General features: G+C 72.6%; 24 protein-coding genes. 10 read left to right on the forward strand and 14 right to left on the reverse strand.

The features are described from left to right. Positions 1 to 415: 415 nt before the first annotated feature. The 3 genes from rlmN to QRN30_RS17290 all read right to left on the reverse strand — a co-directional run bounded on the left by rlmN (position 416) and on the right by QRN30_RS17290 (position 3,657). Entirely contained in the window at positions 416 to 1,648 is a 1,233-nt protein-coding gene (gene rlmN / locus QRN30_RS17280) for a dual-specificity RNA methyltransferase RlmN (RefSeq protein WP_017885785.1), read from the reverse strand. A 93-nt stretch (positions 1,649 to 1,741) separates the two neighbouring features. Next, positions 1,742 to 2,716: a C40 family peptidase gene (locus QRN30_RS17285; RefSeq protein WP_056073354.1), complete on the reverse strand. Its 975-nt coding sequence runs from the start codon at positions 2,714 to 2,716 to the stop codon at positions 1,742 to 1,744. A 182-nt stretch (positions 2,717 to 2,898) separates the two neighbouring features. Beyond that, a complete protein-coding gene (locus tag QRN30_RS17290; protein ID WP_056073357.1) occupies positions 2,899 to 3,657 on the reverse strand; it encodes a pyridoxamine 5'-phosphate oxidase family protein in 759 nt (252 codons plus the stop codon). 33 nt (positions 3,658 to 3,690) lie between these two features. Here QRN30_RS17290 and pdxR point away from each other — a divergent pair, with 33 nt between their 5' ends. Further along, on the forward strand, positions 3,691 to 5,145 hold the full coding sequence (gene pdxR, locus QRN30_RS17295) for a MocR-like pyridoxine biosynthesis transcription factor PdxR (RefSeq protein ID WP_284761621.1): 1,455 nt from the start codon (positions 3,691 to 3,693) through the stop codon (positions 5,143 to 5,145). Positions 5,146 to 5,179: 34 nt separating this feature from the next. On the opposite strand, the gene QRN30_RS17300 is transcribed toward pdxR, so the two are convergent. Further along, positions 5,180 to 5,374 (reverse strand): hypothetical protein, encoded by a 195-nt coding sequence (locus QRN30_RS17300; protein WP_042540396.1) that lies wholly within the window; start codon positions 5,372 to 5,374, stop codon positions 5,180 to 5,182. A gap of 133 nt (positions 5,375 to 5,507) precedes the next feature. Between QRN30_RS17300 and QRN30_RS17305 the strand changes: the two genes are divergently transcribed. Together QRN30_RS17305 and QRN30_RS17310 are read left to right on the forward strand one after the other, a co-directional pair. Further along, positions 5,508 to 5,858 carry a GntR family transcriptional regulator gene (locus QRN30_RS17305; RefSeq protein ID WP_017885790.1) on the forward strand — a complete coding sequence of 117 codons (351 nt, stop codon included), beginning with the start codon at positions 5,508 to 5,510 and terminating at the stop codon, positions 5,856 to 5,858. Then, positions 5,855 to 6,811 carry a DUF1648 domain-containing protein gene (locus QRN30_RS17310; protein WP_259496236.1) on the forward strand — a complete coding sequence of 319 codons (957 nt, stop codon included), beginning with the start codon at positions 5,855 to 5,857 and terminating at the stop codon, positions 6,809 to 6,811. Before QRN30_RS17305 ends, QRN30_RS17310 begins: the two co-directional genes overlap by 4 nt. 114 nt (positions 6,812 to 6,925) lie before the next feature. Here QRN30_RS17310 and QRN30_RS17315 read toward each other — a convergent pair whose 3' ends face one another. Genes QRN30_RS17315 through QRN30_RS17340 form a run of 6 tightly spaced genes read right to left on the reverse strand, consistent with a single transcriptional unit; the run spans position 6,926 to position 13,150 of the window. Beyond that, positions 6,926 to 7,843, reverse strand: coding sequence for a phosphogluconate dehydrogenase C-terminal domain-containing protein (locus tag QRN30_RS17315; protein WP_284761623.1), 918 nt, complete (start codon positions 7,841 to 7,843; stop codon positions 6,926 to 6,928). Next, complete coding sequence (locus tag QRN30_RS17320) at positions 7,840 to 8,685, reverse strand: sugar phosphate isomerase/epimerase family protein (RefSeq protein WP_284761624.1); 846 nt, start codon at positions 8,683 to 8,685, stop codon at positions 7,840 to 7,842. Before QRN30_RS17320 ends, QRN30_RS17315 begins: the two co-directional genes overlap by 4 nt. Next, on the reverse strand, positions 8,682 to 9,497 hold the full coding sequence (locus QRN30_RS17325; RefSeq protein ID WP_284761625.1) for a triose-phosphate isomerase family protein: 816 nt from the start codon (positions 9,495 to 9,497) through the stop codon (positions 8,682 to 8,684). The genes QRN30_RS17320 and QRN30_RS17325 overlap by 4 nt, the downstream gene beginning before the upstream one ends. Beyond that, entirely contained in the window at positions 9,497 to 9,982 is a 486-nt protein-coding gene (locus tag QRN30_RS17330; RefSeq protein ID WP_042540403.1) for a ribose-5-phosphate isomerase, read from the reverse strand. The genes QRN30_RS17325 and QRN30_RS17330 overlap by 1 nt, the downstream gene beginning before the upstream one ends. A gap of 25 nt (positions 9,983 to 10,007) precedes the next feature. Continuing rightward, positions 10,008 to 11,729 (reverse strand): dihydroxyacetone kinase family protein, encoded by a 1,722-nt coding sequence (locus tag QRN30_RS17335; RefSeq protein ID WP_284761626.1) that lies wholly within the window; start codon positions 11,727 to 11,729, stop codon positions 10,008 to 10,010. Further along, complete coding sequence (locus tag QRN30_RS17340) at positions 11,726 to 13,150, reverse strand: MFS transporter (protein WP_194590989.1); 1,425 nt, start codon at positions 13,148 to 13,150, stop codon at positions 11,726 to 11,728. The genes QRN30_RS17335 and QRN30_RS17340 overlap by 4 nt, the downstream gene beginning before the upstream one ends. 258 nt (positions 13,151 to 13,408) lie before the next feature. Here QRN30_RS17340 and QRN30_RS17345 point away from each other — a divergent pair, with 258 nt between their 5' ends. After that, on the forward strand, positions 13,409 to 14,158 hold the full coding sequence (locus tag QRN30_RS17345; RefSeq protein WP_017885798.1) for a FadR/GntR family transcriptional regulator: 750 nt from the start codon (positions 13,409 to 13,411) through the stop codon (positions 14,156 to 14,158). Between the two features lie 162 nt (positions 14,159 to 14,320). Here the strand turns inward: QRN30_RS17345 and QRN30_RS17350 are convergent, their stop codons facing one another. The 4 genes from QRN30_RS17350 to QRN30_RS17365 form a co-directional block, all read right to left on the reverse strand. Then, complete coding sequence (locus QRN30_RS17350) at positions 14,321 to 15,196, reverse strand: sugar phosphate isomerase/epimerase family protein (RefSeq protein WP_262118635.1); 876 nt, start codon at positions 15,194 to 15,196, stop codon at positions 14,321 to 14,323. A gap of 44 nt (positions 15,197 to 15,240) precedes the next feature. After that, a complete protein-coding gene (locus tag QRN30_RS17355) occupies positions 15,241 to 16,452 on the reverse strand; it encodes a DUF993 family protein (RefSeq protein ID WP_284761628.1) in 1,212 nt (403 codons plus the stop codon). Next, positions 16,449 to 17,651 (reverse strand): Gfo/Idh/MocA family protein, encoded by a 1,203-nt coding sequence (locus QRN30_RS17360; RefSeq protein WP_284761646.1) that lies wholly within the window; start codon positions 17,649 to 17,651, stop codon positions 16,449 to 16,451. The genes QRN30_RS17355 and QRN30_RS17360 overlap by 4 nt, the downstream gene beginning before the upstream one ends. A gap of 120 nt (positions 17,652 to 17,771) precedes the next feature. Further along, positions 17,772 to 18,839, reverse strand: coding sequence for a LacI family DNA-binding transcriptional regulator (locus QRN30_RS17365; RefSeq protein ID WP_042540409.1), 1,068 nt, complete (start codon positions 18,837 to 18,839; stop codon positions 17,772 to 17,774). Between the two features lie 246 nt (positions 18,840 to 19,085). Between QRN30_RS17365 and QRN30_RS17370 the strand changes: the two genes are divergently transcribed. From QRN30_RS17370 to QRN30_RS17395, 6 genes are all read left to right on the forward strand, one after another. After that, the gene (locus tag QRN30_RS17370; protein ID WP_284761630.1) at positions 19,086 to 20,366 is read left to right on the forward strand and encodes an extracellular solute-binding protein; all 1,281 of its coding nucleotides are present in this window, start codon (positions 19,086 to 19,088) and stop codon (positions 20,364 to 20,366) included. Between the two features lie 80 nt (positions 20,367 to 20,446). Further along, the gene (locus tag QRN30_RS17375; protein WP_197068670.1) at positions 20,447 to 21,421 is read left to right on the forward strand and encodes a carbohydrate ABC transporter permease; all 975 of its coding nucleotides are present in this window, start codon (positions 20,447 to 20,449) and stop codon (positions 21,419 to 21,421) included. Continuing rightward, positions 21,418 to 22,365, forward strand: a complete 948-nt coding sequence (locus tag QRN30_RS17380) for a carbohydrate ABC transporter permease (RefSeq protein ID WP_250895355.1) — start codon at positions 21,418 to 21,420, stop codon at positions 22,363 to 22,365. The genes QRN30_RS17375 and QRN30_RS17380 overlap by 4 nt, the downstream gene beginning before the upstream one ends. Further along, entirely contained in the window at positions 22,365 to 24,044 is a 1,680-nt protein-coding gene (locus tag QRN30_RS17385) for a hypothetical protein (RefSeq protein ID WP_284761631.1), read from the forward strand. The genes QRN30_RS17380 and QRN30_RS17385 overlap by 1 nt, the downstream gene beginning before the upstream one ends. A gap of 11 nt (positions 24,045 to 24,055) precedes the next feature. Beyond that, positions 24,056 to 25,939, forward strand: a complete 1,884-nt coding sequence (locus tag QRN30_RS17390; protein ID WP_284761633.1) for a DUF6807 family protein — start codon at positions 24,056 to 24,058, stop codon at positions 25,937 to 25,939. After that, positions 25,936 to 26,421, forward strand: a complete 486-nt coding sequence (locus QRN30_RS17395) for a tetratricopeptide repeat protein (RefSeq protein WP_284761635.1) — start codon at positions 25,936 to 25,938, stop codon at positions 26,419 to 26,421. Before QRN30_RS17390 ends, QRN30_RS17395 begins: the two co-directional genes overlap by 4 nt. Positions 26,422 to 26,423: the final 2 nt, after the last annotated feature.

A 26,423-nucleotide genomic window follows, 5' to 3' on the forward strand; every position in this document is an offset into this window, starting at 1 on the left:
ACGCACTCCCCGCTCGACCCACAAAAGGATTCCGCCAGAGAGGCATTCGTCTTGTTCCACCGTCAGACACATCGAATCGCTTCGATTTCTTCGGGGGATGTTGCCTGAGCGGGACCCCGTCCGGACTGCGCATCCAGGGCTTGCACCCTGTGACCGTCTCGGCCGTTCCGTTCTCCGCCTCAGCGGCAACGAGTGATTACTCTACACAGGCCCCAGGGGGCCCGCCAACCGTCCTTCCTCCCGGGCGTGTCGCACTCCGGTGAACGGGAGCTGTCCCCCGGGTTTCCGGTGATCGACGGGGTGGACGCACCCCGGGAACGACGGAAGGCACGGTGCGAACCCGCACCGTGCCTTCCGAATGAACAGACGACCAGACGACCAGACCAACTGGACCGGACCGACTGACCGGACCGACCTACTCGGCCGCGGCCAACTGCCCGCACGCCCCGTCGATCTCCTTGCCGCGGGTGTCGCGCAGGGTCGTCGGGATGCCGGCGGCGTTGAGTCGGCGGACGAACTCGTCCTGCACGTGCACCTCGGACGAGGTCCAGACGGAGCCCGGCGTCGGGTTGAGCGGGATCGGGTTGACGTGCACCCATCCCTTGCCACGCTTGTTCAGCTTCTCGGCGAGCAGGTCGGCTCGCCAGGCGTGGTCGTTCATGTCCTTGATGAGCGCGTACTCGATCGAGACACGACGGCCCGTCTTGACGTAGTAGTTGTGGGCGGCATCGATCGCCTCGTCGGCCTTCCAGCGCGAGTTCACCGGGATGAGCTCGTCGCGGAGTTCGTCGTCGGGGGCGTGCAGGGACAGCGCGAAGGTGAGCGGGATCCCTTCGTCCGCGAGCTTGATCATCGCCGGCACCAGTCCGACGGTCGACACCGTGATGCCGCGGGCACTCATGCCGAGGCCGTTCGGCTGCGGTGCGACCATCAACCGCACCGCGTCCATCACCCGCTTGTAGTTCGCGAGCGGCTCCCCCATGCCCATGAACACGATGTTCGTCACGCGTTCGGCGTCGACGCGGTCGTTGCCGCCCTTGCGGGGATCGCCCCCGAGCTCACCGGCGGCGATCGCGGCGTTGGCCCGGACGATCTGCTCGATGATCTCGGCGGTGGACATGTTGCGGGTCAGCCCGGCCTGGCCGGTGGCGCAGAACGGGCAGTTCATGCCGCACCCGGCCTGGGACGACACGCACAGCGTGATCCGGCCGGGGTACCGCATCAGGACCGACTCGACCAGGGCGCCGTCGTGCAGCTTCCAGAGGAACTTGATGGTGTCGCCGTTGTCCGTCGCGAGCCGCCGGGTCTCGGTGAGGAGCGGCGGCAGCATCCCGGCGACGAGCTGCTCCCGCTGGGCGGCGGGCAGGTCGGTCATCTTGGCCGGGTCGGACGTGTAGTGCTGGAAGTAGTGGGTCGCGAGCTGCTTGGCGCGGAACCCGGGCAGACCGAGCTCCTTGACGCGGGCCTCGCGTTCCTCGGCCGTCAGGTCGGCCAGGTGCACGGGCGGCTTGCCACGCTTCGGGGACGCGAACTGCAGGAGCGGCCGGCCGTCGGTGTCGGTGGCCTGCTTCCAGCCCTCGGTGCGCGGGCGCACCTGCGGACGAGCAGACTGCTGCTGTTCGAACGGGGTGCGGGTGTCGGAAGCCATCACTCCAGGATACGGGAGGCCCGTGATCCGTGGGGACGCCCCGTCCGGGTGGTCCTGCTGGTCACCACCAGGGCCCCAGCGCGGTCCGCCGGGTCAGCTGCCGGCCGGCAGGACGCGGGCGAAGTGGTGCGCCGCCGAGTACATCGGGACGATGTCGACGACCTCGCCCGGGTGCGGTGCCTGCAGCACGAGCCCCTGGCCGAGGTACAGGCCGACGTGGTCGTCGTCGTCGTACACGACGAGGTCGCCCGGCAACGCCTCGGACTCGGGGATCGTGGTGGCGACGGCGTCCTGCGTCGGCACGTAGTGCACGAGCTGGATCCCCACCGCCTGGTACGCGACCATCGTGAGCCCGGAGCAGTCGATGCCCTCGTGGCTCGCGCCGCCCTCGACGTACGGGTCCCCCATGTACTGCAGGGCGGTCGCCAGGATCGTGGCCCGGTCGCCGCCGGCCGACAGCGCGGCGGACAACGCGGACTGTGCCTGCGCCGTCGTCACCCCGAACCGCAGGTCGAGCGTCGGGTAGGACACGATCGTCGTGGTGGTGGTCATGCCGTCGGTCGAGACCACGGGGACCTGCACGTCGTGCGCCACCGTGAAGGTCTGGGCGTCCTGTGCCGTGGTCGTGCCGGAGCGGGTGTCGACCGGCAGCGTGTCGGCGTTCGCGGGCAGGGCGAGCGTCAGGCTCGAGGTCACGGCGATGGCGGGGGCCAGCAGGATCGCGGCGCGCTTCGCGTTCGCGGAACGACGGATGTGCCGCGGGTCGAGTGCTCGTTCGGCACGCAGGGTGGCCGTCCGGCTCAGCACCGCGCTGCCGGCCGACGACGCGACGGGGGCGGGACGCGGCTGCATCCGCACGGTCCGGGCCGGCTTCGGGTGCTCGACGAAGGTGGAACGGGCGGCTGCGGGGCCGAGGGCCGAGCGGCGTCCGCGGGGACGGGACTGCTGCGTGTCCGGCGTCAGCGGCGCGGGGTCGGCCGCGGGGTGCGTGTGCGGTCGCGCGGGGTGCGTGTGCGTCCGCGTGGGCTGACGGTCGTCGGCTGCTGCAGGCAGGGTGTGGCGTCCCATGGGTCCTTCCGGGTCGGGACCACTCGGCGGTCCGGAAAGTAACGTATTGGTCACGACGGTGTCCGCGGCTGGGCAGCGCCGGAGTGTTCCTGCAGCTGGTCACAGGAACGATCACCGCTCGCAGGCCACTCCGACGACGCGCACGGCTATTCCGGAGCCGGCGTGCGGCCGTGGGGACGGGCTCAGACCGACGCGACCCGCATGGCGGCGGCGATCCGGGCCTCCCGGTCGGCGGCCAGACGGTCGAGGCGAGCCGACAGCGCGAGGACGGACGCGTCCACCGGACTGTCCCCCGAGATGTCCCCCGAGATCGGGACACCGGCGCGGACCGCGAGTGGCAGGACGCCCGCCCAGACGGTGTGGTCCTCGCCGTCGGCCGGGTCCTCGCCGACCCCGTGGGCACGGACCTTGACGCTCGCGCGGTCGAGGGGCAGCTGGAGGACCTGGGTGGCGCGGACCTCCTTCGCGGTCATCTCGCGCACCTCGGCTCGGCGACCCGGCATGAGGTGGTCGGCCACCTGCCAGAGCGCTTCGGCACGCAGGTCGGTCGGGACGACGGTGGCGCGGCCGGCGATCATCGCGCTGCGGTAGTTCGCGGAGCTGTCGTTGGTGGAGCGGGCGAACACCAGGCCGTCCAGGTGGGTGACGGTCGCGGCCACCGGGACACCCTCGGCCCCGGCGTCGAGGAACAGGCCGCCTCCGGTCGAGCCGTGCAGCAGCATGACCGGGCCGTCGCCGAGGTCCCCGACGGCGCAGAGGAAGGGCAGGACCACGGGGTGGCCGCCGCGGACGATGCCGACGTGCGCGACGTGGGCCTCGGCGAGGATCGCGTCGAGGACTCCCGGGTCGTCGGACTGGCGGTCGCGCAGGCGGCGGACGCGGAGCGAGGGACCGTCGGCGGCGGGTTCCGTGGGGTGCGGCTGGGCGTTCGGGGTGGGCATGCGCTCACGCTAGGGTCGCCAGTGGTCCGATGCGTGGACCAGTTCGGAGCGATCATGGTGGACCAGTCGAGCAAGGTGTCGGGTGTCGTGGCCCGGGTCCGTGCGATGGTGCACGACGGCACCCTGCGCGAGGGCGATCCACTGCCGTCGACGCGTGCGCTGGCGGCAGAGCTCGGGGTGGCGCGCGGCACCGTCGTCGCGGCGTACGAACAACTCGACGGCGAGGGGTACCTGCGCACGCGGCACGGTGCGGTGGCCCGGGTCGCGGCGGACGTGCACGGCCGGACGCCGGGTGGGTCGGTGGCGGGCGGCGCCGGGCCCGGCTCGCCCGTCGCCTTCGCCGCCGACGCCGTCCTGGCCGATCCGTCGCCCGCGGTGCGCATCGACTGCCGGCCGGGCATCCCCGCCGTGACCGCGATCCCCCAGCGGGACTGGCGGGCCGCCTGGCGCGCAGCGGCGTCGGCACCACTCCGGAACGCGATCGCGGAGCCGCTCGGCTCCCCCGAGCTGCGGGCACAGGTCGTCGCCCAGCTCGGCCTGACCCGCGGGTTCACGACGACGGTCGACCGGGTGCTCGTGACCGCGGGGACCTCGGAGGCGCTGTCGCTGATCACCGAGGCGCTGCGGAGCCTGCTGGGTCGTCCACCCGTCTTCGGCGTCGAGGACCCCGGCTACCGCACCGGGCACCGGGCGATCACGAGCGCGGGCGGGACCCTCGTCGCCGTCCCGGTCGGGGAGGACGGCCTCGACCTCGACGCGCTCGAGGCTGCGGGGCCGGTCGACGCGGTGCTGGTCAGTCCGACCCACCAGTACCCGCTCGGCTCGGTGATGCCGGTGGCCCGGCGCCGTCGGCTGCTCGCCTGGGCGGCTGCGACCGGCACGGTGGTGGTCGAGGACGACTACGACTCGGAGTTCCGGCATCGCGGGACGCCCGCGCCCGCGCTGGCCGCACTCGACGCCGAGGGCGTGGTGCTGCACGTCGGCGGGTTCTCGAAGACGCTCGACCCGCGACTGCGGTGCGCCTGGGTCGTCCTGCCCTCCGCAGCAGGTGCCGGGATCGGTGTGGCGGTGGCGGAGGCGGTGCTGTCGGCGCGGCGTGCACGCGGCGCGGTGGTCGCCGAGCCGGTGCAGGCGGCACTGGCCCACCTGCTGCGCACGGGTGCGCTGCGGCGGCACCTGGGTCGGGTGCGCCGCGACTACGCGCATCGCCGAGCCCGGATCGCGGCCCGGCTCGACGACGTCACCGGACTGGAGGCCCGTGCCCTGAACGGCGGACTGCACGCGGTGGTCACGTGGTCGGGTCCGACCACCGGGGCCGACGTCGCCGAGCGGATGGCGGACGCCGGGGTACGAGTGGCGACGCTCGAGGAGTACGGGCTCGCGCCCGGCAGCGCACCGGCGGGCATCGTGTTCGGCTACGGCGCCGTCACGCTGCCGGAACTCGACCGGGCGCTCGACGCGCTGGTGGAGTCCGTCGCGCACGGCTGACCGGTCGCCCGCCCGCACGCACGGCCACGCGGGGTCAGCGGGACTCGGCGATGCCGTTCTTCCGGGCGTTCACGAGGTCTGCGAGCGACGGTTCGCCGACGTCGCCGGGCAGTGCGTGCCCGCGGCGTGCGGCCTTGCGGACCTGTCGGTAGGTGGTGACGCGCAGAGGGTCCACCCCGTCGGCGGACTCGTAGTTCGACGGGGTGCTGGTGGTGGTCGAATCGGTCATCGCGACGGACGGTACGCGTGCCGGAGCCCGCTGGAACCGCGCCTGCGTTCCGCGGCCAAACGGCGTCCGAGCAGGGTCTCGAGGGGCGGGTGACCCCTGGTGCCGAGCGGTATTGTTCGCATAGAATGCGAACATGTTGATCACCGTCGACCCGGGGGCCCGCGCGACCCTGGCGGAACAGGTCGCCACCCAGATCCGCCACGCGATCGCCCGCGGCGAGCTCCGGAACGGCGAGCGACTGCCCGCAGCGCGCGACCTCGCGGCCTCGGTCGACGTCAACATGCACACTGTCCTGCGTGCCTACGCGCTGCTGCAGGACGACGGACTGATCGAGTTGCGGCGTGGCCGCGGTGCGACGGTCCTGCGGTCGGGCAACGCCTCGTTCGACCGGTTGCGCACGCTCGTCGACGAGCTGCGCGACCAGGCGGACACCCTCGGCGTCCCGCTCGACGACCTGTTCACGATGATCAAGGGGGCACGATGACGACACGACCGATGACCACGGGCACACGGCTGGCGGTGGTGGCACCAGGGCTCCTGGTCGCGGTGGGACTGGTGCTCACCGCGGTCCTCGCGGTGCCCGCCATGCCGTCACGGATCGCGATCCACTTCCGGACGGACGGCACAGCGGACGGCTGGGGCTCCCCCTGGACGGCGTTCTGGGTCACCCTGGCGGTGGCGCTCGTGGCCGTCGGGCTCGCGATGGGCGCGCTGCGGTGGCACGACAAGCGGACCGCGGCCACCGTGCTGCTCGTCGCGAACCTGCTGGCCGGGACCCTCGGGTCGGCCTGGGTCCTGCTGGCCTGGACGAACACGGCCGGCGACGGCACCCTGTCCCCGTGGTGGACGATGCCGTTCCTGCTCGTCGCCGTGGTGGTCGCCGCTGTCCCCGTCCTCGCACTGTTCCGGGTCGCTGCCCCCGTGCCGGCGTACGACGTCGCACCCCTGACCGTCGGGCCCGACACCCGGGTGGCCTGGCGTGCACGCGTCGGCAGCCGGTGGTTCGCGCTGCTCGGGGCGCTCGTCGTGCTGCTCGGCGTCGGGACCGCGGTCTGGACGGTGTCGGCGGGCGTGACCACGGCGGTCGTGTCCGGTCTGGCCATGGTGCTCGCGGGGCTCGCCGTGCTGGTGCTGGCGCGGGTGGAGCTCACGGTCGACCGACGGGGCATGCGGCTCACGTCCACGTGGACGAGGATCCCGCTCATGCGGGTGCCGTTGGAGCGCATCGAGTCGTGCGGCTGGGAGCAGGTGTCCCCCGGGCAGTGGGGTGGCTGGGGCTACCGGATCTCGGGCCGCGGCGTCGCCTACGTCGTGCGGTCCGGGCCGGGGCTGGTCGCACGGCTCCGCGGCGGGCAGGCGCGGATGGTGACCGTGCCCGACGCTGCGGGCGGCGCCGCAGCGCTGGGCGCACTGCTCGCCGGGCGCGAGACGGTCTGACGGGGCCGGACCGGGCCTCCAGGGCGGCTGGCGAGGAGCAGCCGTGGCGGCACGGGGAACGCCCCGCCGGAAGGGGGTCGGCGGGGCGTTCCGGTCCGTGGGGACCGCGGGTGATCAGCGCCGGACGGCGTCGATCTTCAGCATCTTCGCGATGACCGAGTCGAGCTCGCTGTCGTCGAAGACCTGCTTCCAGTCCTCCTTGATGAGCTTCTCGCGGCCGTAGCCCATCGCGATGTGGCAGGCGTCGGAGAACGGGTTCGAGCCGCGCAGGCCGTTCGTCAGCGCGATCCAGGTGTGGCCGTGGAGCATGGCGCGGGCGGCCTCGTGGGGCACGCCGACACCGGTGACCGTTTCTTCGAGGGCGTCGTTGAGGAAGTCGCCGATCATGCAGGCGATGGTCTCGACCAGGGTCGGCTCGAGCACGGCGAGCTGCTTCACCGTCACCCAGTGCACCTGGATGACGGGCGCGTACATGGTGGTGATGACGGCCTCGGCGACGGCCTTGGCGCGCTCGTCCTGGTCGCCGAGCGACTCCGACGCGTCGAAGGCCGCGATCACCTCCTGCGGGGCGGCGATGCCACCGAAGGTGTCGTCCCACTCGGCCTTGGTGGTGCGCTCGAGGAACACCGACGGGTGGCACGGGTGCGCCACGGCGTAGTGGACGTCCTCGCGCTTGGCGAGCAGTCCGGCGTAGGCGGCGGCGGGGTCGAGCGTCAGGATCGTGGCGCCGGGCTGCATGACGGGGACGAGCTGCTCGGAGACGGTGCCGAGCAGGACGTCGGGCACGGCGAGGATGACGACGTCGGCGGCCTTCGCGGCGTCGAGGCTGTCGGTGATCTCGCGGCCGAGGGCCCGGATGCGCTCCTGGCCGGCGGGCGAGGCCTCGCTGTACAGGGTCGTGTACTCGCTCTTCGCGAAGTTGTTCGAGACGCGGGTGCCCATCTTGCCGCCGGCACCGATCACGGCGACGGTGACGTCGGCCGTGCCGGATCCGGCAGCGACGGTGTGGGGGGTGGTGACGGTGTCGGTCATGATTCCTTGCTCCTGATGTACTCGATGGTGTGTTCGGTCCACGCCGCCTCGATGCGCGTGGTGGTCTGTGCGGGGGTCTCCCCCGGCAGGGGTTCGGCGCCGGCGTGCTCGTCCTGCCACGGCAGCCAGAACTCGATGACGCGGTTGATCCCCCGGGCGTCGGGCTCGATCGCGGCGCGGACGGCGTCGTGGTCGAGCAGTCCGGTACCGGTGCGGACGCCGGTGTACTGGAACCCGACCCAGCCCGGTGAGCGGGTGAAGGCTGCGTCCTTCACGTGCCAGTTGACGACGTGCGGGGCGGTCATCGTCACGACGTCGGCCGGGTGTTCGAGCCGGGCGACGGTGTTCGCCGGGTCGAGGCAGATGCCGAGGTGGTCGGAGCCGATCGCTTCGACGACGGCGACGAGGTCGGCGGTGGCGACGACCTCGTAGGTCTCCAGCGCGAGGGTCACGCCCGCGCGCTCGTAGGCGGGGAGCGCCTGCCGCAGGCGTCGTCCGGTCTCGGCCGCGTCGGGCTGGTCGTCGCCGCTCGTCCACATGCTCCGGACGAGGGTCGCGCCGAGCTGCTGCGCGACGTGCAGGTACCGGGCCAGGTGCTCCGGCCGGGTGCCACGGGTGCCGACCTCGAGTGTGATACCGAGGTCGGTGGCCAGGGACCGGATCGACGCCAGGCGCGCATCGGTCGCGGTGTCGAGCGGCAGGTGGTCGCAGATCTGGAACAGGTCGACGCCGTCGTGGCTCGCGGCGTCGCGCAGGGCGTCGTCGAGGGACATCGGCGACGGCACGCGGTCGGACATGCGCCAGAAGTAGGCGTAGGTGGAGAGGCCGAGCAGGGAGGTCACGCCGGTGCTCCGTCCTGCGTCGCGGCCAGCGCCTCGGCTTCGTCGAGGATCGTGCGGATCGCCTCGGGGTCGTGGGCGAAGCGGCCGAGGAACAGGCCGCCGATGCGTCCGGCACCGCGGGTCAGCAGGCCCGGACCGGCACTGCCGCCGTAGATCGCGACCGAGCCGGCGAGCTCCGGCCGGGTCGCCAGGTGCTGCTCGATCCCACCGAGCACCGCGACGATGTGCTCGTCGGGTGCGGGCTGCGGGGCACCGATCGCCCACACCGGCTCGTACGCGGCGATGAGCGGTCCGGCGAGACCGTCGGCGGTGGCCGTGGTGGTGAACCGGTCGAGCTGCGCGGTGACCTCGGCGATCGCGGCTGCGGGGTCGTCGTCGGCGGCGCGCGCGGTCTCACCGATGCAGATCAGGGGCCGCAGGTGGTTGCGGAACGCCGCGTGCACCTTCCCCGCGATCTCGTCGTCCGTCTCGTGGAACAGGGAGCGGCGCTCGGCGTGTGCGATCTCGACGAGGTCGACACCGATCTCCCGGAGCTCCACGCCGGAGACCTCGCCGGTGAACGCGCCCTCGTCCGCCCACGCCAGGTCCTGCGCGCCGAGCGTCACGGGGGCGTCCCCGATCACCGCACGCACCGGCACGAGCGACGGGAACGTCGGCACCACGAAGAGCTCGACCGCGCCGGAGCGCACCGCCGGGTGGCTCCGGGCGATGTCGGCCACGGCGGCCGCCCACTCGAGCGTCCGGGCGTGCGAGAAGTACATCTTGAGCGACACCCCGATCGTCACGGGGGCGGCCGCCGCGGTCGCGGGCATCAGGCGTCGGTCCCCACCGGTGCGGAGCCGTCGTAGGCGCAGATGGCCTGGACCTTCGACGCGCTCGCGCTGGTCTGGTCGAAGGTGTAGCCGAGCCACTCCTTCGCCATCCGGCGCGCGACCTCGACCCCGACGACGCGCTGCCCCATGCAGAGGACCTGGGCGTCGTTCGACAGGATCGAGCGCTCGACCGAGAACGAGTCGTGCGCGGTCACGGCGCGGATGCCGGGGACCTTGTTCGCCGCGATCGCGACTCCGAGGCCGGTGCCGCAGACCAGGATCGCGCGGTCGGCCTCGCCGTTCGCCACCAGACGGGCGGCGTCGACGGCGACGTGCGGGTAGGCCGTGTGGCCGTCGGCGTCCACGCCCACGTCGACCACGGAGGCCACGCGGGGGTCCTTCGCCAGGTCGGCCTTGATGGCCTCCTTGTGGTCGAAGCCGGCGTCGTCCGAACCGACGACGATGCGGAACTGCTGCTCACTCATGCGGGTGTGCCTTTCGTGGTGGGGGTCAGGCGGGGACGGCGATGGTCGAGCGGACCGCGGCGGTGATCAGCGCGAACGAGACCGCGCCGGCGTCCGGGGTGCCGACGGCGTCCGCACCGTGGGTGCGTGCACGGCCCATCCGGGGCAACAGGTCGGCCGTGGCGTCGGCCGCGGTCTGCGCTGCGGCCGAGGCGGCCGACCAGGCGTCGACGAGTTCGTCGCCGGCGTCGACCCGGGCGGAGAAGACCTGGTCGAACGGCACGAGTGCGTCGACCATGGTCTTGTCGCCGGGGACGGCCCCGAAGGCCAGGACGGCCTCGGTGGCGGCGTGCACCGCGCTCTGGACGGTGGCGGATGTCGGACGGGACTCGTCCCCGAGGACGCGACCCATGGCCTCCAGGGCAGCACCCCAGATCGCACCGGACGTGCCGCCGGCCTTGTCGGACCAGGCATCACCGGCGATCGCGAGGACCGAACCGGCGCCGGCGCCACGGGCGGCGGCGTCCTGTGCCGCACGGTCGGCGGCGGTGGAGCCGCGCTGCATGCCGATGCCGTGGTCGCCGTCGCCGGCGACGGCGTCGATGCGGCCGAGCTCGTCGGCGTGGTCGTCGATCGTGGCGCGGATCGCGGAGACGGCGCCCGCGACGCGGACTGCTGCGGCCCGGGACTCCTCGGTGCCGGGCGTCACGGGCACCACCACGCCGGCTTCGAGCACCTCGGCCGGCAGCGGCTGCTGCGGGACGGCGCCGCCCTTGCGGTACGCGGGGGCGTCGGCGGGGGCGGCCCAGAGCTGCTCGAGTTCGTCGTCGAGCCAGAACAGGGTGAGCGAGACGCCCGCCATGTCGAAGCTGGTGACGAGTTCGCCGACCTCGGGCTCGACGACGACGATGCCGGCCTCGGTGAGCTTCCGCTGGACGGCACCGAAGACGACGAAGAGTTCCTCGTACTTGACGGAGCCGAGGCCGTTGAGGATCGGGACGGCGCGCGCACCGTCCGCGGTGACGCCGGACGGCAGCTCGGTGAGCAGCTCGTCGACGAGCAGGTCGGCCAGGCCGTCCGCGGTGGGGACGTCGGCCTCGGCGATGCCGCGTTCGCCGTGGATGCCCATGCCGATGGCCATCCGGCCCTCGGGGACGGTGAAGAGCGGTTCGTCGGCGCCGGGCAGGGAGCAGCCGGAGAAGGCGACACCGAAGCTGCGCGTGCGGTCGTTGGCGCGGGTCGCGATCGCGGTGACCGCGTCGAGGTCGTCGCCACGTTCCGCGGCCGCGCCGGCCACCTTGAACACGCAGAGGTCACCCGCGATGCCGCGGCGCTGGTGCGCCTGGTCGGCGGGCGCCGAGGCGATGTCGTCGGTCACGCGGACCGTGCGGACGTCGATGCCCTGTGCCTCGAGCGCCCGTGCCGCGGCGTCGAAGTTGAGGACGTCGCCGGCGTAGTTGCCGTAGCTCAGCAGTACGCCGCCGCCGTGCTCGGACGCCTTCGCCACGGCGGTGACCTGCTGGGCGCTGGGGCTGGCGAACAGGTTGCCCATCGCGGCACCGGCAGCCAGGCCGTGCCCGACGAGGCCGCCGAAGGCCGGGTAGTGGCCGGAGCCACCGCCGACGACGAGCGCGACGGTCCCCTCGGGGCTGGTGGTGGAGCGGGCGACGCCGCCGTGCACCCTGCGGACCCGGGCGCGGTTGGCGGCAACGAAGCCGTCGACCATCTCGTCGGCGAAGTCCGCCGGGTCGTTGAACAGGCGGGTCATGCGCCGGCCTCCTTCGCGATGGCGGTCGGTCCGTCCGTGGCCGCGGCTGCGGTCTCGGCTCCGGTCGCGGCGGCGGCGGCGGCCGCTTCGTTGCGCTTGGTGTTCCGGCCGAGGACGAACATCAGCACGCTCGACAGCACCATGAAGAACCCGACGATGAACATCGGCACCTGGTACCCGCCGGTCCACTCGCTGACCGCGCCCGTGATGTACGGGGCGGCGAACCCACCGAGGTTGCCCACGGTGTTGATGAGGGCGACCCCCGCGGCTGCGGCGGCACCGGTCAGGAACTGCGTCGGAACCGTCCAGAAGTTCGGCAGGGCCGCGAAGATCGCACACGCGGTGATCGCGATGACGGCGACGGTGGCCGCCGGGCTGTTCATGTACAGCGCGACCGGGATCGTCAGACCGCCGACCAGGGCCGGGACGGCGATGTGCCAGACCCGGACGCCACGACGGAAGGCGTCACGCGACCAGAAGTACAGGACGACCGCGGCCGGCACGTACGGGATGGCCGTGATGAGGCCCTTCTGGAACAGGTCGAACGTGGTGCCGAACTGCTCCTGGAAGCCGTCGATGATCGTCGGCAGGAAGAAGCTGAGTGCGTAGAGGCCGTAGATGAAGCCGAAGTACACGGCGGCGAGCATCCAGACGCGGCCGGAGCCGAAGGCCGCACGCAGGCCGCCCTTGCCGTGACCGTCGCCGCCGCCCTTCGCCGCGCTCTCGGCAGCGAGCGTCGTCTCCAGCCAGACCTTCTCGTCCTCGTCGAGCCACTTCGCCTGCGACGGCTTGTCCTTGAGCACGAAGAGGCACAGGACGCCGACGATGATCGCCGGGATCGAGACGCAGAGGAACATGAAGCGCCAGCCGGCCAGGCCGCCGAGGATCCCCTCGTGGGTCATCAGCCAGCCGGCGAGCGGGGAACCGATGACGCTCGTGAGCGGCTGGGCCAGGTAGAACAGCGCGAGCATCTTGCCGCGGTGGCGAGCCGGGACCCACGTCGACAGGAACAGGATCGCGCCGGGGAAGAACCCCGCCTCGGCGATGCCGAGCAGGAAGCGCAGACCGACGAGCTGCGGGTAGTTCTGCACCCACGTGAAGAGCAGGGACACGATGCCCCACGTGATCATGATGCGGGCGAGCCAGATCCGGGCGCCGAACTTGTGCAGCGCGAGGTTGGACGGCACCTCGAGCACGAGGTAGCCGATGAAGAACACACCGGACGCGAAGCCGAACTGGGCGGCGGTCAGGCCGAGGTCGGCCTCCATGCCGTTGGGGGCGGCGAAGGAGATCGCGGTGCGGTCGAGGAAGTTGATGAAGAACATCAGTGCCACGAACGGCACGATGCGGATCGCGATCTTGCGGATGGCCGTCTTCTCGACGACCGAGGTGGGGATGCCTCGTGTGGCGGGGATGTCCACGATGACTCCTGCTCGGTGGGGGTGGTACGACTCCGCCCGGCTGCTGCGCCGGGTTGCCCGGTCGGCTGCGTCGGGGTGGTCCGGGCTGCTGCGCGGATCGGGAGCGGGCGCATCGGTGCGCCTGATCCAGTGTGCGTCGCGCTCGTTCAACTTGTCAACCGGTTGACCATTTCGCGCGTCGGCTCGGACGAGGCCGCCCGCCCGGCGCGCTGGCTCCGCTCCCGCCGCAACCGGTTGACCGACCGGTACGCTCACTGCATGCCCGCGTTCAGCCCGGACGACCCCCTCAACATCCGACTCGAACTCGAGTCCGTGCCCGTCGGGTCACCCGCCTCGGTGGTCGCCCGACAGCTCGTCTCGCTGCTCACCGCCGGCGAGCTGGCCCCCGGGTCGCGGCTGCCGGCGGAGCGGGTCCTGTCCGAGCGGCTCGGCGTGGGTCGCTCGGCCGTCCGCGAGGCCCTCGCCGCCCTCGAGATCCTGGGCATCGTGCAGATCCGCCCCGGTTCGGGCACGTACCTGCGCGGCGGCACCTCGGACCTGCTGCCGACGACCCTGTCGTGGGGTCTGATGCTCGCCTCGAACCGCACCCGCGAACTGCTCGAGATCCGGTCCTCGCTGGAGCGCACGGCCGCGATCCTCGCCGCGCAGCGCGCCACCGACGAGCAGATCACCGAGCTCGGCGAGTACCTGGTCCGGCAGGAGGCGACGCTCGACGACCCGCAGGCCTTCATCGACGCCGACGTCCGCTTCCACGTCCTGCTGGCACGGGCGTCCGGCAACGACGTGCTCGCCGACCTGCTGCAGAGTCTGCGCTCCATGCTGAGCGTTTGGGTCGCGCGCCGCGTGCAGACCCGGCAGGCGACCGAGGCCGCGTTCCACGAGCACCGCGCCGTCTTCGAGGCGTTGCGCGCCCGCGACGTGCCCGCCGTGCAGCGCGCGATGGACGAGCACATGGCCACGGCGAGCGCCCGCATCGAGCACGCCGAGCCGCTGCCCGCCGACGAGTAGGGCTCGTGCGCGGTCGCGCGCGCTCGCGCTCGCGGTCGCGCTCGCTTCGTGAGCAGGAATGGTCGGGTCCGTCGAGCCGACCCGACGTCCTGTGCTCACGATCAGGGCGGACGGGAGGCCCGGGGCGCGCCCGCCCCGCACCGTGCGGGGGCAGCGCCCGCCTCAGCGCGGGAGCGGGACCGCTTCGGCGAAGGACGCCACGACGCGGGCGACGACCTCGGCGGGCGGGGTGTCCCAGATCGCCTGGTTGAAGAGCTCGACCTCGACGTCGCCGGAGTAGCCGGCACCCATCACCGCATCGGTCACCGGCCCGAAGTCGACGTGCCCGTCGCCCGGGTAGCCGCGTGAGAGCAGCGGGTCGGCCGCGATCGGGGTGGTCCAGTCGCACACCTGGTACGACGCGATCCGGCGGGCGGCACCGGCCCGGGCGATCGAGGCCGCGAGCGCCGGGTCCCACCAGACGTGGAAGGTGTCGACGACGACCCCCACGGCCGCTGCCGGGAACGGGGCCGCCAGGTCGAGGGCCTGCGCGAGCGTCGACACCACGGCGCGGTCGGCGGCGTACATCGGGTGCAGGGGTTCGACGGCGAGCTGCACGCCGGTGCCGAGCGCGTGCGGCACGAGGGCGGCGAGGGCGTCCGCCACCCGCGCACGCGCACCGCCGAGGTCGCGCGAGCCCGCTGGCAGGCCGCCCGCGACGAGCACGAGGACGGGCGCCGACCCCGGAGCACCCGCGGCGGCCAGGGCGGCGGTCTCGTCGATCGCCCGGCGGTTGTCGTCGAGTGCCCGCTGGCGTGCGGTCCCCTCGGGCAGGGTGAAGAACCCGCCACGGCAGTGCGACGACACCCTGAGTCCGGAGTCGGCCACCCGGCGCACGGCCTCGGCGAGCCCGAGCTCGGCGACGGGTTCGCGCCAGGTGCCGATCGCCCCGACCCCGGCACGGCGGACGGTGTCGAGCGCCTCGGGCAGGGTCGCGTACTTGATCGTCGCCTGGTTGACGGACAGCCGCGGGTGCGGCGCGGGCGACCCCGGCGCCACCGGCACGGGTGCACCGACCTGCGCGGCCGTGCCGGACGGCGTGCTCACGCGACCACCCCGGCTGCGGTGCGGTCGACGGCGGGTGGGGCGGGCCTCCCGGCGGTCGTCGCCACCCCGTTGACCGCGAGCAGGGCGTGCCAGCGCGCGGCGGCGAGGTCCGGGGCCTGCAGGGCGCCGCAGGCGTTCGCGAGCCGGACCGTCTCGGACAGGTGCGACAGCGAGCGGCCGGCGTGCTGGCCACCGACCATGGCGAAGGCCGGCTGGTGCCCGTTCAGCCAGGCGAGGAACGCGATGCCGGTCTTGTAGTGCCAGGTGGGGGTGCTGAAGAGGTGTCGGGACAGGGCCTCGGTCGGTCCGAGCAGCGAGCGGTAGGCAGCCTCGTCGGGCAGGGCACGCACGGCGGCCGAGGCGAGCGGTGCGATCGCGGCGAACGCCCCGAGCAGCGCGTCGGAGTGCACGCCGTCGCGGTCCGCGATCAGGTCGACGTAGTGGAAGTCGTCACCCGTGAACATCCGGGCGGTCTCGGGCAGCCGGGCGCGGAGTGCCACCTCGGCCGTCGCGTCGAGCAGGCTCATCTTGATGCCGGAGATCCCCGGCCCGGCGTCGCGCATGATGTCGAGCACCGTGTCGGGGCCCCGGTGCCCGCCGAAGTACCCGGCGAGGGCGGGGTCGAACGCCTCCCCCAGCCAGTGCAGGACGACGGGGGCGCTCGCCCGCTCGACGACCCGACGGTAGACGCGGCGGTAGGTGTCCGGATCGTCCAGCGCGAGTCGTGCCAGGTGGCGGCTGGCCATCAGGACCACGCCCGCCCCGGCGTCCTCGGCGTGGTGGAGCTGCCGGGCGTAGGCGTCGACGACCTGCTGCTCGGTGACGGGTTCGTCGGGCAGGTCGTCGGTGTTCACGCCGACGACGATGCGACCGCCGACCGACTGCGCCTCGCGGGCGGAGCGCGTCACGAGCTCGCGGGTCACCGCCGGGTCCAGTCCCATGTTCCGTTGCGCGGTGTCCATCGCGTCCGCCACACCCAGCCCCCACGACCACAGGTGGTGGCGGAACGCCAGGGTGGCGTCCCAGTCGAGGTCGGCCGGGGCTCCGGGGGTGTTGTCGGCCGCGACACGCGGGACGACGTGGGCGGCCGCGTAGACGATGCGCTCGGTGAGCGGTGCCGCGGGCACGGCAGTGGCGTCGACGGCCGGTGCGCCCAGCGGCGTCCGGCTCGTGGTGCCGTCGGGCGCCAGCAGGGTCAGGTCCGTCATGCGGACGCCCCGACGGTCTCGGTGCGCTGGGCGACCTCCGGCGTCTCGACCGGGAGGCGCGGATCGGCCCCGGCGGGCAGGGTCAGCTCCGGCAGGTCCACACGCCGGCCCTCGGCGCTGGAACGCAGACCGGCTTCCGCCAGCGCCACGCCGCGGGCACCGGACAGCAGGTCGTAGGGGTGCGGGCGCCCGGCGACGAGGTCTTGCAGGAAGTCCTCCCACTGGGCGCGGAACCCGTTGCCGTAGACCTCGTTGTCGGGGACCTCGAGCCACTGGCTGCGGTAGTCGGCGTCGTCGCGCAGATCGGGGTTCCAGACGGGCTTCGGCGTCGCCGTGCGGGGCTGGATCCGGCACCCGAACAAGCCCACCACCGCGCTGCCGTCGGTGCCGTCGACCTGGAACTCGACGAGCTCGTCGCGGTCAACGCGGACCGCCCAGCTCGAGTTGATCTGCGCCGTGACGCCGCCGGCCAGGTCGAACACGCCGTACGCGGCGTCGTCGGCGGTCGCCGGGTAGGGCACGCCCTGCTCGTCGGTGCGCTGCTCGATGTGCGTGACCGCCCGGGCGTAGACGGACTCGACGCGGCCGAACAGCTGCTCGAGCACGTAGTTCCAGTGTGGGAACATGTCGACGACGATGCCGCCACCGTCCTGCCGGCGGTAGTTCCAGCTCGGGCGCTGCGCCGACTGCCAGTCCCCCTCGAACACCCAGTACCCGAACTCGCCGCGGACGCTCAGCACCCGGCCGAAGAACCCGGAGTCGAGCAGGCGACGGAGCTTCCGCAGCCCGGGCAGGTAGAGCTTGTCGTGCACGACGCCGTTCGGGACGCCGGCCTCGGCCGCGAGCCGGGCGAGTTCGAGGGCCTCGGCGGAGGTCTCGGCCGTCGGCTTCTCGGTGTAGACGGCCTTGCCGGCGGCGATCGCGCGGCGCAGCGCGTCGGCACGGGCACTCGTCACGGCGAAGTCGGCGAAGACGTGCCAACGGGGATCCGCCAGGGCGGCGTCGAGGTCGGTGGTCCAGTGCTGCAGGCCGTGCCGGGTCGCGATCTCCTGGAGCGTGGTTGCGTTCCGACCGACGAGCATCGGTTCGAGCTGCACGCGCGTGCCGTCGGGCAGCAGCAGGCCGCCGTCATCGCGGATCGCCAGGATCGACCTGACCAGGTGCTGCCGGTAGCCCATGCGCCCGGTGACGCCGTTCATGATGATGCCGATGGTGCGCGTGGTGGTCAACGCGTGCTCCCTTGCTCGCTGTGGCCCGCTCTCCGTCGTCGTGGAAAGCGCTTGCCGGAACCGTACACCACGGGGTGCGCGGTGGCGAGGTCAGCGGGCGGTGCTGGCGCGCAGGACGACCTCGCCGTCGACGGCACCGTCGGCTTCGAGCCCGAGCGCACGGCGGACGGCCCGCTCGCCGATCTCCTCGAGCGGCAGCCGCACCGTGCTGAGCGCCGGCACGACGTCGGCGAGCATCCGCACGTCGTCGAACCCCGCGACGCCGACGTCCACCCCGGGCACGAGCCCGCGCTCCCGGATCGCCGCGACCGCCCCGACGGCCATCAGGTCGGTGACCGCGAAGACGCACCGGGGCACCGCGGCCCCACCCTCGGCAGCTCGGTCCAGCAGCGACACCATCGCCCGGTACCCGCCGTCGCGCGTGAACTCGGAGGGCACCACGTCGTCGTCGGGCACGCGCAGACCGTGGGCCGCGAGGCCGGCGACGAACCCCTCGACCCGGGCGTGCGCGGTGACGAGGTCCGGGTCCCCGGCGAGCACGGCGAACGAGTCGTGCCCCTGTTCGACCAGTGCCCCGGCGAGCGCCGCGGCCCCGCCGAGGTTGCGGATCACGACGCCGTGCACGCCCGGGACGCCCGCTGCGGCTCCGTCCAGGTCGGACACGAGCGCCGACACCCCCGCCCCCGCGGCGACGAGGCCACCGACCGCCGCCGCGACTTCGGACGGGCCGGAGCCCGTCGCGGATCCGGAGCCGATCCCGAGCCGACGGCTGACCGCCAGCACGACGGCTCGCGGGCGGAGTCCGGCGACCACGTCGAGCACCGCCACTTCGCGCGACGGGTCGCCGCCGGTGGAGGTGATCGTGACGACGAGCCCGGCGTCGTCGGCGGCGCGGATCGCGCCGGCGGCGATCGCGGCGAAGTACGGGTCGGCGATGTCGCCGACGACGAGCGCCAGGGTCGTGGTCGACCCCCGAGCGACGGCCTGCGCCTGCACGTTGGCGGTGTAGCGCAGGGCCCGGGCGGCGGCGCGCACCCGGTCCACCGACTCCTGCCGGACCTTGCGGGTGCTGCCGTTGAGTGCCCGCGAGGCGGTCGCGAGCGACACCCCTGCCCGCTCGGCCACGTCGGCCAGGGTGACGGTGCCTCGCTCGGGCATGTCGTGCCTCCAGTCAGGGTCCGCGCCGTGCGCGGCCTGTGGCGAGGATAGCGATTTCCCGCCGACCAGGGCGGGGTTCCGAGCGGCCGGTCACGCCGTCGAGACCACAGGTCACGTTGTCAGAACAACCCTCAGGAAAGCGCTTGCCAGAACGGCGGGGGTCGTGTAGACCTGGGGTCCTCGGCCGAGACACCCCGAACGCTCGCCCACGGCACATGCACGTGGTCCCGAACGAAAGCAGTGACGATGAAGTCATCCAAGAGAATGCTCGCACTCGCCGGCGGGATCGCCGCGCTCGCGCTCCTGAGCGGCTGCGCCTCCGGCGGGTCCGGGGACGGCGGCAAGGTGGACGAGCTGACCTTCTGGCTCTCCACCTCGTCCGCGCAGGAGAAGGGCTACCAGGACCTCGCGACCGCCTACGAGAAGCAGACCGGCGTCGCGGTGAAGATCGTGAACCTGCCGTACGACGGCCTGCAGACCAAGCTGCGCGAGTCGGCGCAGGCGAACTCGCTGCCCGACGTGGTGCGGGCCGCGGGCATCGACCCGATCTGGAGCGGCAAGACCGTCGACCTCGCCTCGATCGTCAGCGACAAGGCGAACGGGATCGACCAGGACCTCATCGCGAAGGACAAGGACGGCAAGGTCACCTCGATCCCGTCCGACGTCACCGCGGCCGGACTGTTCGTGAACAAGTCGCTGTTCGACAAGGCCGGCGTCGCGTACCCGACCGACCCCGCGAAGGCGTGGACGTGGAGCGAGTTCCTCGACGCCGCCGACAAGGTGAAGGCCGACACCGGCGCCAAGTACGACCTGGTCTTCGACTCGTCGCCGTCGCGCCTGCGGGCCTACATGTTCACCAAGGGCACCGACTTCATGCAGCAGGAGAAGGACGGTTCCTTCCCCACCGACGCGAAGACCGTCGACGCCCTGCAGGACTTCGCCGACATGAACGACGACTCGGTCATGCCGAAGTCGGTGTGGACGAGCGGCCAGGACCCGAACGCCCTGTTCAAGAGCGGCCAGGTCGTGGCGTACTTCTCCGGTGTCTGGCAGTCGTCGGACTTCGCGTCGAACATCACCGACTTCGACTGGGCCAGCGCCGCCACCCCGGCCGACCCGACCCACGCCACCGAGATCAACTACGGCGGCAACATCGTCGGGTTCGAGAACTCCGACACCCGCGGCGCCGCGGCGAAGAAGTTCATCGACTACATGTACGACCCGACGAACTACGCGAAGCTCGTGACCACCAACGGGTTCCTGCCGGTCGAGTCCGGGCTGGACATCACCTACCCCTTCACGTCGCAGGCAGCAAAGGACTCCTTCGCGCTGTACCAGAAGGAGATCGAGGCGGCCGACCCGATCTCGAGCTCGTACGCCAAGGCAGCGTCGGAGTGGGCGGTCGAGGGCAAGGAGATCGGCACCGACCCGACCACGGCCGAGGTCGGCAAGCTCATCAACGGGCAGCAGTCGGCCAAGGAGACGCTCGACACGATCACGAAGTACTACGAGGAGCACGTGGGGTGACGGAACGGGGCCGGGCGCATGCGTCCGGCCCCGTTGTCTCTCCTTCCACAGCAGCACCACGTCGAACGAAGAGGATCATCGTGAGCATCCCCACCGCAGCCGGTGACGTGCAGACCGCCGTCCCCACCCCGGTGCCGCCCCGCCGGCCCGGAGCCGCGAAGACGACGAAGCGCCGCCGCTCCGGCGTCAGCAAGCCCGTCCTCGCCCCGATCCTGTTCGTCAGCGTGAACGCCGTCCTGTTCGTGGTGTTCTTCGTGTGGCCCGCCGTGATCGGCCTCGGCTACTCGTTCACCGACTACAACGGCGTCGTCGACCCGAAGTTCGTCGGCCTGGCGAACTACTTCGAACTGTTCGCCGACGACACCTTCTACGCCGCCCTCGGTCGCACCTTCCTGTACGCGATCGTCGCCGTGCCGCTCGGCTTCGTCCTGTCGCTCTCGATGGCGCTCATGCTCACGAGCCCCGCGGCGAAGGGACGGAGCGTCGCCCGCATCGTGTTCTTCGTTCCGTGGCTCATCTCCCCCATCGTCACCGGTGTGATCTGGCGGTGGATGTTCGGCGAGAACTTCGGCCTGGCCAACTTCGTCATCGAGTCCCTGGGCGGCAAGGCCGTCCCGTGGCAGTCGAACGCCGACCTGTCGCTGCTGGTCGTCGTCTTCGCCACCGCGTGGGCCGGGGCGGCGTTCAACATGCTGCTGTTCGTCGCGGCGATCCGGAACGTCCCGCAGTCGTACTACGAGGCCGCGTCGCTCGACGGTGCCGGCGCCTGGCACCAGTTCCGCTACATCACCCTGCCGAGCATCGCGCCGACGTCGTTCATCGTCATCCTGCTGTCGTCGCTCAGTGCGTTCAAGGAGTTCGCCACCGTGCAGGCGCTCAACGGCGGCGGCCCCGGCACCGACAACAACCTGCTGGTGCAGTACATCTACACGAACGGGTTCCAGAACGCCCACATCGGCTACGCGAGCGCGGCGTCGATGGTCCTCATGCTCATCCTCATGGCCATCGCGCTGATCCAGCTGGCCGTGAACCGCCGGACGGAGTCCCGTCGATGACCGCCACGCTCCCCACCGAGACCGACAAGACCGGAAGCGGCCGTCGGGCCGGACGGTCCGGCCGGAACGGTCGCTCCGGCTCCGGCCGATCTGGCCGCTCTGGCCGCTCGAAGGCTGTGGACGCCACGCCGCGGCCCCAGGCCATCGCCGCCACGGCCCTGCTCTGGGTGTTCATCATCGCGTTCGGGTTCCCGGTGCTGTGGTTCGTGCTCAGCGCGTTCAAGCCGGGCGGCGAGCTGTTCTCGTACCCGCTCACCCTGCTGCCGAAGAACTGGTCGGTCGAGGGCTTCGCCGAGGCGTGGTCCAGCTACGACTTCGCCCAGTACTTCGGCAACACCGTGATCGTCGCCCTGGTCACCACGGTGCTGACGGTCCTGGCGAGTGCGGCCACCGGGTACGCGCTGGCGAAGTACGACAACCGGTGGCTGAAGGTGTTCTTCGTCTGCATCCTCGCCACGACGATGCTCCCCACCGAGGTGATCCTCGCTCCGACGTTCATCGTCATCCGCGACCTCGGCATGTACGACTCGCTGGCCGGCATCATCGTGCCGTCGGTGATCACGGCCACCGGCATCTTCATGTTCCGGCAGTTCTTCATCACCGTGCCGGACGACCTGGTCGAAGCGGCCCGGATCGACGGTGCGAGTGAGTTCGGGATCTTCTGGCGGATCATGCTGCCGATCTCCCGCCCGATCATGCTGACGCTCGCGATCTTCTCGTTCCAGTGGCGGTGGAACGACTACATCTGGCCGCTCCTGGTGCTCAACGACCCGAAGCAGTTCACGATCCAGATCGCCCTGCAGAGCATCGTCGGTGCCGAGAACGTGAACTGGACGGTCCTGCTCGGTGCCTCGGTCATCTCGATCATCCCGCTCGTGCTGCTCTACCTGGTGTTCCAGAAGTACGTGAACGGCGCCGACCTCAACGCGGGTCTGAAGGACTGATGGGGTTCCTCGACCTGGCCGGCCCGGCCGCCGACGCCGAGGTCGCCCGCCTGCGGCTGGCCGACGACGACCCGGCCACGCTGCAGCACCGGGAACTGATGGCGCGTGCGCTCGCGTTGGTCGGCGCGTGGATCCGGCAACGGCCTGGAGGCTCGGCTCACCCCGCAGACGACGACCTCACCACCGCGCACGGCTGGGTCCGGCACCTCGCGACCCGGCAGTCGCCCGGCGGCACGTTCGTCGGCGGCGACAACGTGCTCTCCCCGCCGGACTCCGCGTTCACCGTCAACGACGTCTGCGACGCCCTCGAACTGCTCGCACCGCACCGGGCGACGGTGCCGGCAGCGGCCGCGCTGGCCGACGACCTCGACGCGATCGTGCACCGGGCGACCCCCGCACTGCTCACCGGTGGGGTGCACACCCCGAACCACCGGTGGGAGATCGCAGCCGCCCTCGCCCGGGTGCACCGACTCCACCCGGCGGCGGCGCTGCTCGACCGCATCGACGCGTGGCTGGCCGAAGGGCCGGACATCGACGCCGACGGTCTGTGGTCGGAACGGAGCCCGAACTACGCGTCCGCCGTGTCCGGGCCGTCGTTCCTGGTGCTCGCCGCCGTGCTCGGCCGCCCCGCCCTGCTCGACCCGGTGCGCCGCTCGCTCGACGCCACGCTCGCGCTCCTGCTGCCGGACGACACGGTCGAGACCGTGCAGTCCCGACGGCAGGACCAGTCACAGCCCTTCGGGATCGGACCGTTCGCGCCGCTGCTCTGGCACGTCGCGGTGCTCGACGGCCGGGGCGACCTGGCCGCGGTCGCCGCCCGCGCCGCCGTGGCCGAGACCTGGCAGCCCGCCGCCGTCGCCGCGCGGTCGATGACCGATCCCCTGCTCGGGCGTCCGCTGCCGGAACCCGTCGCCCTGGCGCCGGCCGTGCACACCTTCGCCGACGCACGGCTCGTGCACGTCCGCGAGCCCGACCGCAGTGTCGTGCTCTTCGCCGGTTCCGACGTCCCGGCCCAGGGCCACGTGCGGTCGGGGCTGGCGAACAGCCCGACGTTCCTGCGGGTCGTCGTCGGGTCGGTCGTCCTGTCCGACGTGCGGCTCTCGCGGGAGTTCTTCGGCCTCGGACCGTTCCGACCGACCGCGCTCGAGTCCCTGGGCGACGGACGGTTCCGGCTGACCGAGACCGTGTCCGCCGGCTACCACCAGCCGTTGCCCGCGAGTGATCGCCAGCCGGACGGCCGCTACCCACTCGCCGACGAAGGCCGGTTCTCCGCCGCCATGGCGTTCGGCACCCGGTCCGTCGACACGGTGGTCCTCAGCACCACCGTCGACGTCGCGGTGACCCCGGACGCCGTCGTCCTCGACGTCGTGACCGAGGGGGCCGAAGTGCCGTGGTCCCTGCAGCTGACGTTCCGCACCGGGGGGACCCTCACGGGCGTCGAGACCGACGCCGTCACCGGGGAGCGGGTCCTGGCGGAGGGGACCGGCAGCTACCGCGTCGGTTCCGACGTCGTGACGTTCGGTCCGGGCAACGGCGCCGGTCCGGGCCAGCCGGCGGGCTACACCCCGGGACAGGACTACGCGTTCCTCGGCGGGACCGACCGACCGCGGGGTGAGCACGTCCACGTCACCGGGCGAGCCCCCGGCTCGGCACGCATCGTGATCGGGACGGGCCGGTGACGCTGCCGGGCGTGGTGCTCGTCGGAGCCCGCGGCTACGGCCTGCACCACCGCGCGAACATCGACCGGCTCGTGGCAGCAGGGGTCTGCACGGTGACCGCCGTCGTCGACCCCGCGCTCGGCACGACCGCCGACGCCGGTGTGCCCGTCGTGGCCGACGTGGCAGCGGCCCGCAGGCTCGGACCGGTGGACGTGGTCGTCGTGGCGGCTCCGATCGCGGCGCACCTGCCCCTCACCCTCGATGCGCTCGACGCCGGCGCCGACGTGCTGCTCGAGAAGCCCCCGGTCACCACGCGCGACGCCCTCGACGTGCTGCTCGAGGCCGAACGTCGGACCGGCAGGGTCGTGCAGGTGGGGTTCCAGAGCCTCGGTTCCGCCGCGCTGCCGGCGTTCCGTGACGGGGCGCTCGTCGGTGCCGTCCGGTCTGCGGCCGCCGTCGGCACGTGGACCCGCGACCGGGCGTACTGGGACCGCTCCCCCTGGGCGGGGCGCCGTCGGGTCGGCGGCGTGGACGTGCTCGACGGCGTCGTCACCAACCCGCTCGCCCACGCCGTGGCGACGGCCCTGGCGCTCGTCGGGTGCCGCCGGACCGCCGACGTCGCGCGGGTCGAGGTCGAGTTGTACCGCGCGAACGCCATCGAGGGCGACGACACCTCGGCCGTCCGGGTGACCACGACCGCCGGCCTCGAGGCCACTGCCGCGCTCACGCTCTGCGCCACGACCGAGGTCCCGCCGACCGTGCGGGTGCGGGGCGCGACGGGGGACGGCGTGCTGCACTACACGACGGACGACGTCACGATCGACGGCACGACCACACGCCTGGAGCGCACCGACCTGCTCGAGAACCTGCTGGCGCACCGGTTGCGCGGCGCCGAACTGCTCGTGCCGCTCGTCTCGACGGGAGCGTTCGTCGAGGTGCTCGAGGCGGTCCGCGCGACCGAACCCGTGCAGCTCGACCACCCCTGGGTGACGTGGGAGGGCGCGGGGCCGGCCCGGCGCCCGGTGGTGACCGGTGTCGAGGCCACGATCGAGCGCGCCGCCGACGCCCGCGCGCTGTTCTCGGAGGTCGGGGCACCGTGGGCGCACACGGCCCGCGACGAGACGCTGCAGGAGCTCCGCGTGGACGACGTCACGGTCGCCGTCGAACGCGACGGGGCCGGCACGATCGCCACGTCGTCCCCTCGGCCGTACCTGCACCCGGTCCGGACCCTCAGCGGCACCGTGGTCAGCGCGCACCACCCGGGCGACCACGACTGGCACTGCGGGGTCGGCGTCGCGATCCCCGACGTCGACGGCGTGAACTGCTGGGGCGGACGGACCTACGTCCACGGCCCCGGCTACGTCTGGCGCGACGACCACGGTTCGGTCGAGGTCGTGCACGCCGCGCAGCACGGACTCGGGTCGACGGAGGAGCTGGTCTGGCGGGGTCCGGACCGCGCGCTGGTCCTGCACGAGGACCGCACCCTGCGCTGGCGCTCGGTCGGAGCCGGGTGGGAGTTGTCCTGGTCGTCGTCGTTCCGCGCCCCCGGCGACTCCCCCGTGCACCTCGGCGGCCCGGGCAGCAACGGCCGGGTCGGCGCGGGCTACGGCGGCTTCTCCTGGCGGTTCCCGGAGTGCACCGGGGTCGTCGTCCGGACCGCCGACGCCGAGGGCGAGACCGCCGTGCACGGCTCGGTCGCACCCTGGATCTCCTGGTCCGCGGTGTTCGACGGCGGGCCGGCGACGATCCGCATCGAGGCCCTCGACCACCACGACCCCTGGTTCGTCCGCGCCGAGGAGTACCCGGCGATCGGCTCGGCCCTGGCGTGGGACATCCCCGCGGTCGTGCAGCCGGGCGCACCGCTCGTCCGCTCCTTCCGCGCGACGGTCACCGACGGCGGTACGCTCGCCGGATGAGCACCGGGGACTGGGAAGCACGCGTCGCGACGCTGTGGGACGACGAGACGATCGACGACCACCAGCGGATCGAGCGGATGCGTGACCTCGCAGCGGACGCCCCGCACCCGGCCCTCGGCGCGTTCGAGCTCGGCGGCGCCTTCGACTCGGGCGGCCACGAGGCCGAAGCCGACGTGCAGTACGCCGCCGCGACCGCAGCGGGTCTCGACACCGTCGACCCCGAACGCGCGGCGCGGATGGTCGTGCAGCACGCCTCGACGCTGCGGAACCTCGGCCGGGTCGACGCCGCCATCGCGATGCTCCGCGACGCCCCCGAGCACCCCGCCACGGGGGCGGCACCGCGGGTGTTCCTCGCGCTCGCGCTGCACAGTGCTGGACGCTCGGCCGAGGCCCTGCGCGTCGCGATCGAGGCCGTCGAGCCGACGCTCCCCCGCTACCACCGCTCCGTCCGCGCCTACGCGGCAGCCCTCACCGAGGACTGACG

Source organism: Curtobacterium sp. MEB011 (assembly GCF_030209655.1).
Classification (GTDB): domain Bacteria; phylum Actinomycetota; class Actinomycetes; order Actinomycetales; family Microbacteriaceae; genus Curtobacterium; species Curtobacterium poinsettiae.

Coding starts and splice junctions, on each gene's coding strand:
- QRN30_RS17385 (WP_284761631.1), top strand. CDS start 22,365: ATGGGGTTCCTCGACCTGGCCGGCCCGGCCGCCGACGCCGAGGTCGCC.
- QRN30_RS17310 (WP_259496236.1), top strand. CDS start 5,855: ATGACGACACGACCGATGACCACGGGCACACGGCTGGCGGTGGTGGCA.
- QRN30_RS17330 (WP_042540403.1), bottom strand. CDS start 9,982: ATGAGTGAGCAGCAGTTCCGCATCGTCGTCGGTTCGGACGACGCCGGC.
- QRN30_RS17285 (WP_056073354.1), bottom strand. CDS start 2,716: ATGGGACGCCACACCCTGCCTGCAGCAGCCGACGACCGTCAGCCCACG.
- QRN30_RS17345 (WP_017885798.1), top strand. CDS start 13,409: ATGCCCGCGTTCAGCCCGGACGACCCCCTCAACATCCGACTCGAACTC.
- QRN30_RS17335 (WP_284761626.1), bottom strand. CDS start 11,729: ATGACCCGCCTGTTCAACGACCCGGCGGACTTCGCCGACGAGATGGTC.
- rlmN (WP_017885785.1), bottom strand. CDS start 1,648: ATGGCTTCCGACACCCGCACCCCGTTCGAACAGCAGCAGTCTGCTCGT.
- QRN30_RS17355 (WP_284761628.1), bottom strand. CDS start 16,452: ATGACGGACCTGACCCTGCTGGCGCCCGACGGCACCACGAGCCGGACG.
- QRN30_RS17315 (WP_284761623.1), bottom strand. CDS start 7,843: ATGACCGACACCGTCACCACCCCCCACACCGTCGCTGCCGGATCCGGC.
- QRN30_RS17305 (WP_017885790.1), top strand. CDS start 5,508: ATGTTGATCACCGTCGACCCGGGGGCCCGCGCGACCCTGGCGGAACAG.
- QRN30_RS17360 (WP_284761646.1), bottom strand. CDS start 17,651: ATGAACGGCGTCACCGGGCGCATGGGCTACCGGCAGCACCTGGTCAGG.
- QRN30_RS17300 (WP_042540396.1), bottom strand. CDS start 5,374: ATGACCGATTCGACCACCACCAGCACCCCGTCGAACTACGAGTCCGCC.
- QRN30_RS17370 (WP_284761630.1), top strand. CDS start 19,086: ATGAAGTCATCCAAGAGAATGCTCGCACTCGCCGGCGGGATCGCCGCG.
- QRN30_RS17290 (WP_056073357.1), bottom strand. CDS start 3,657: ATGCCCACCCCGAACGCCCAGCCGCACCCCACGGAACCCGCCGCCGAC.
- QRN30_RS17395 (WP_284761635.1), top strand. CDS start 25,936: ATGAGCACCGGGGACTGGGAAGCACGCGTCGCGACGCTGTGGGACGAC.
- QRN30_RS17365 (WP_042540409.1), bottom strand. CDS start 18,839: ATGCCCGAGCGAGGCACCGTCACCCTGGCCGACGTGGCCGAGCGGGCA.
- QRN30_RS17325 (WP_284761625.1), bottom strand. CDS start 9,497: ATGCCCGCGACCGCGGCGGCCGCCCCCGTGACGATCGGGGTGTCGCTC.
- QRN30_RS17380 (WP_250895355.1), top strand. CDS start 21,418: ATGACCGCCACGCTCCCCACCGAGACCGACAAGACCGGAAGCGGCCGT.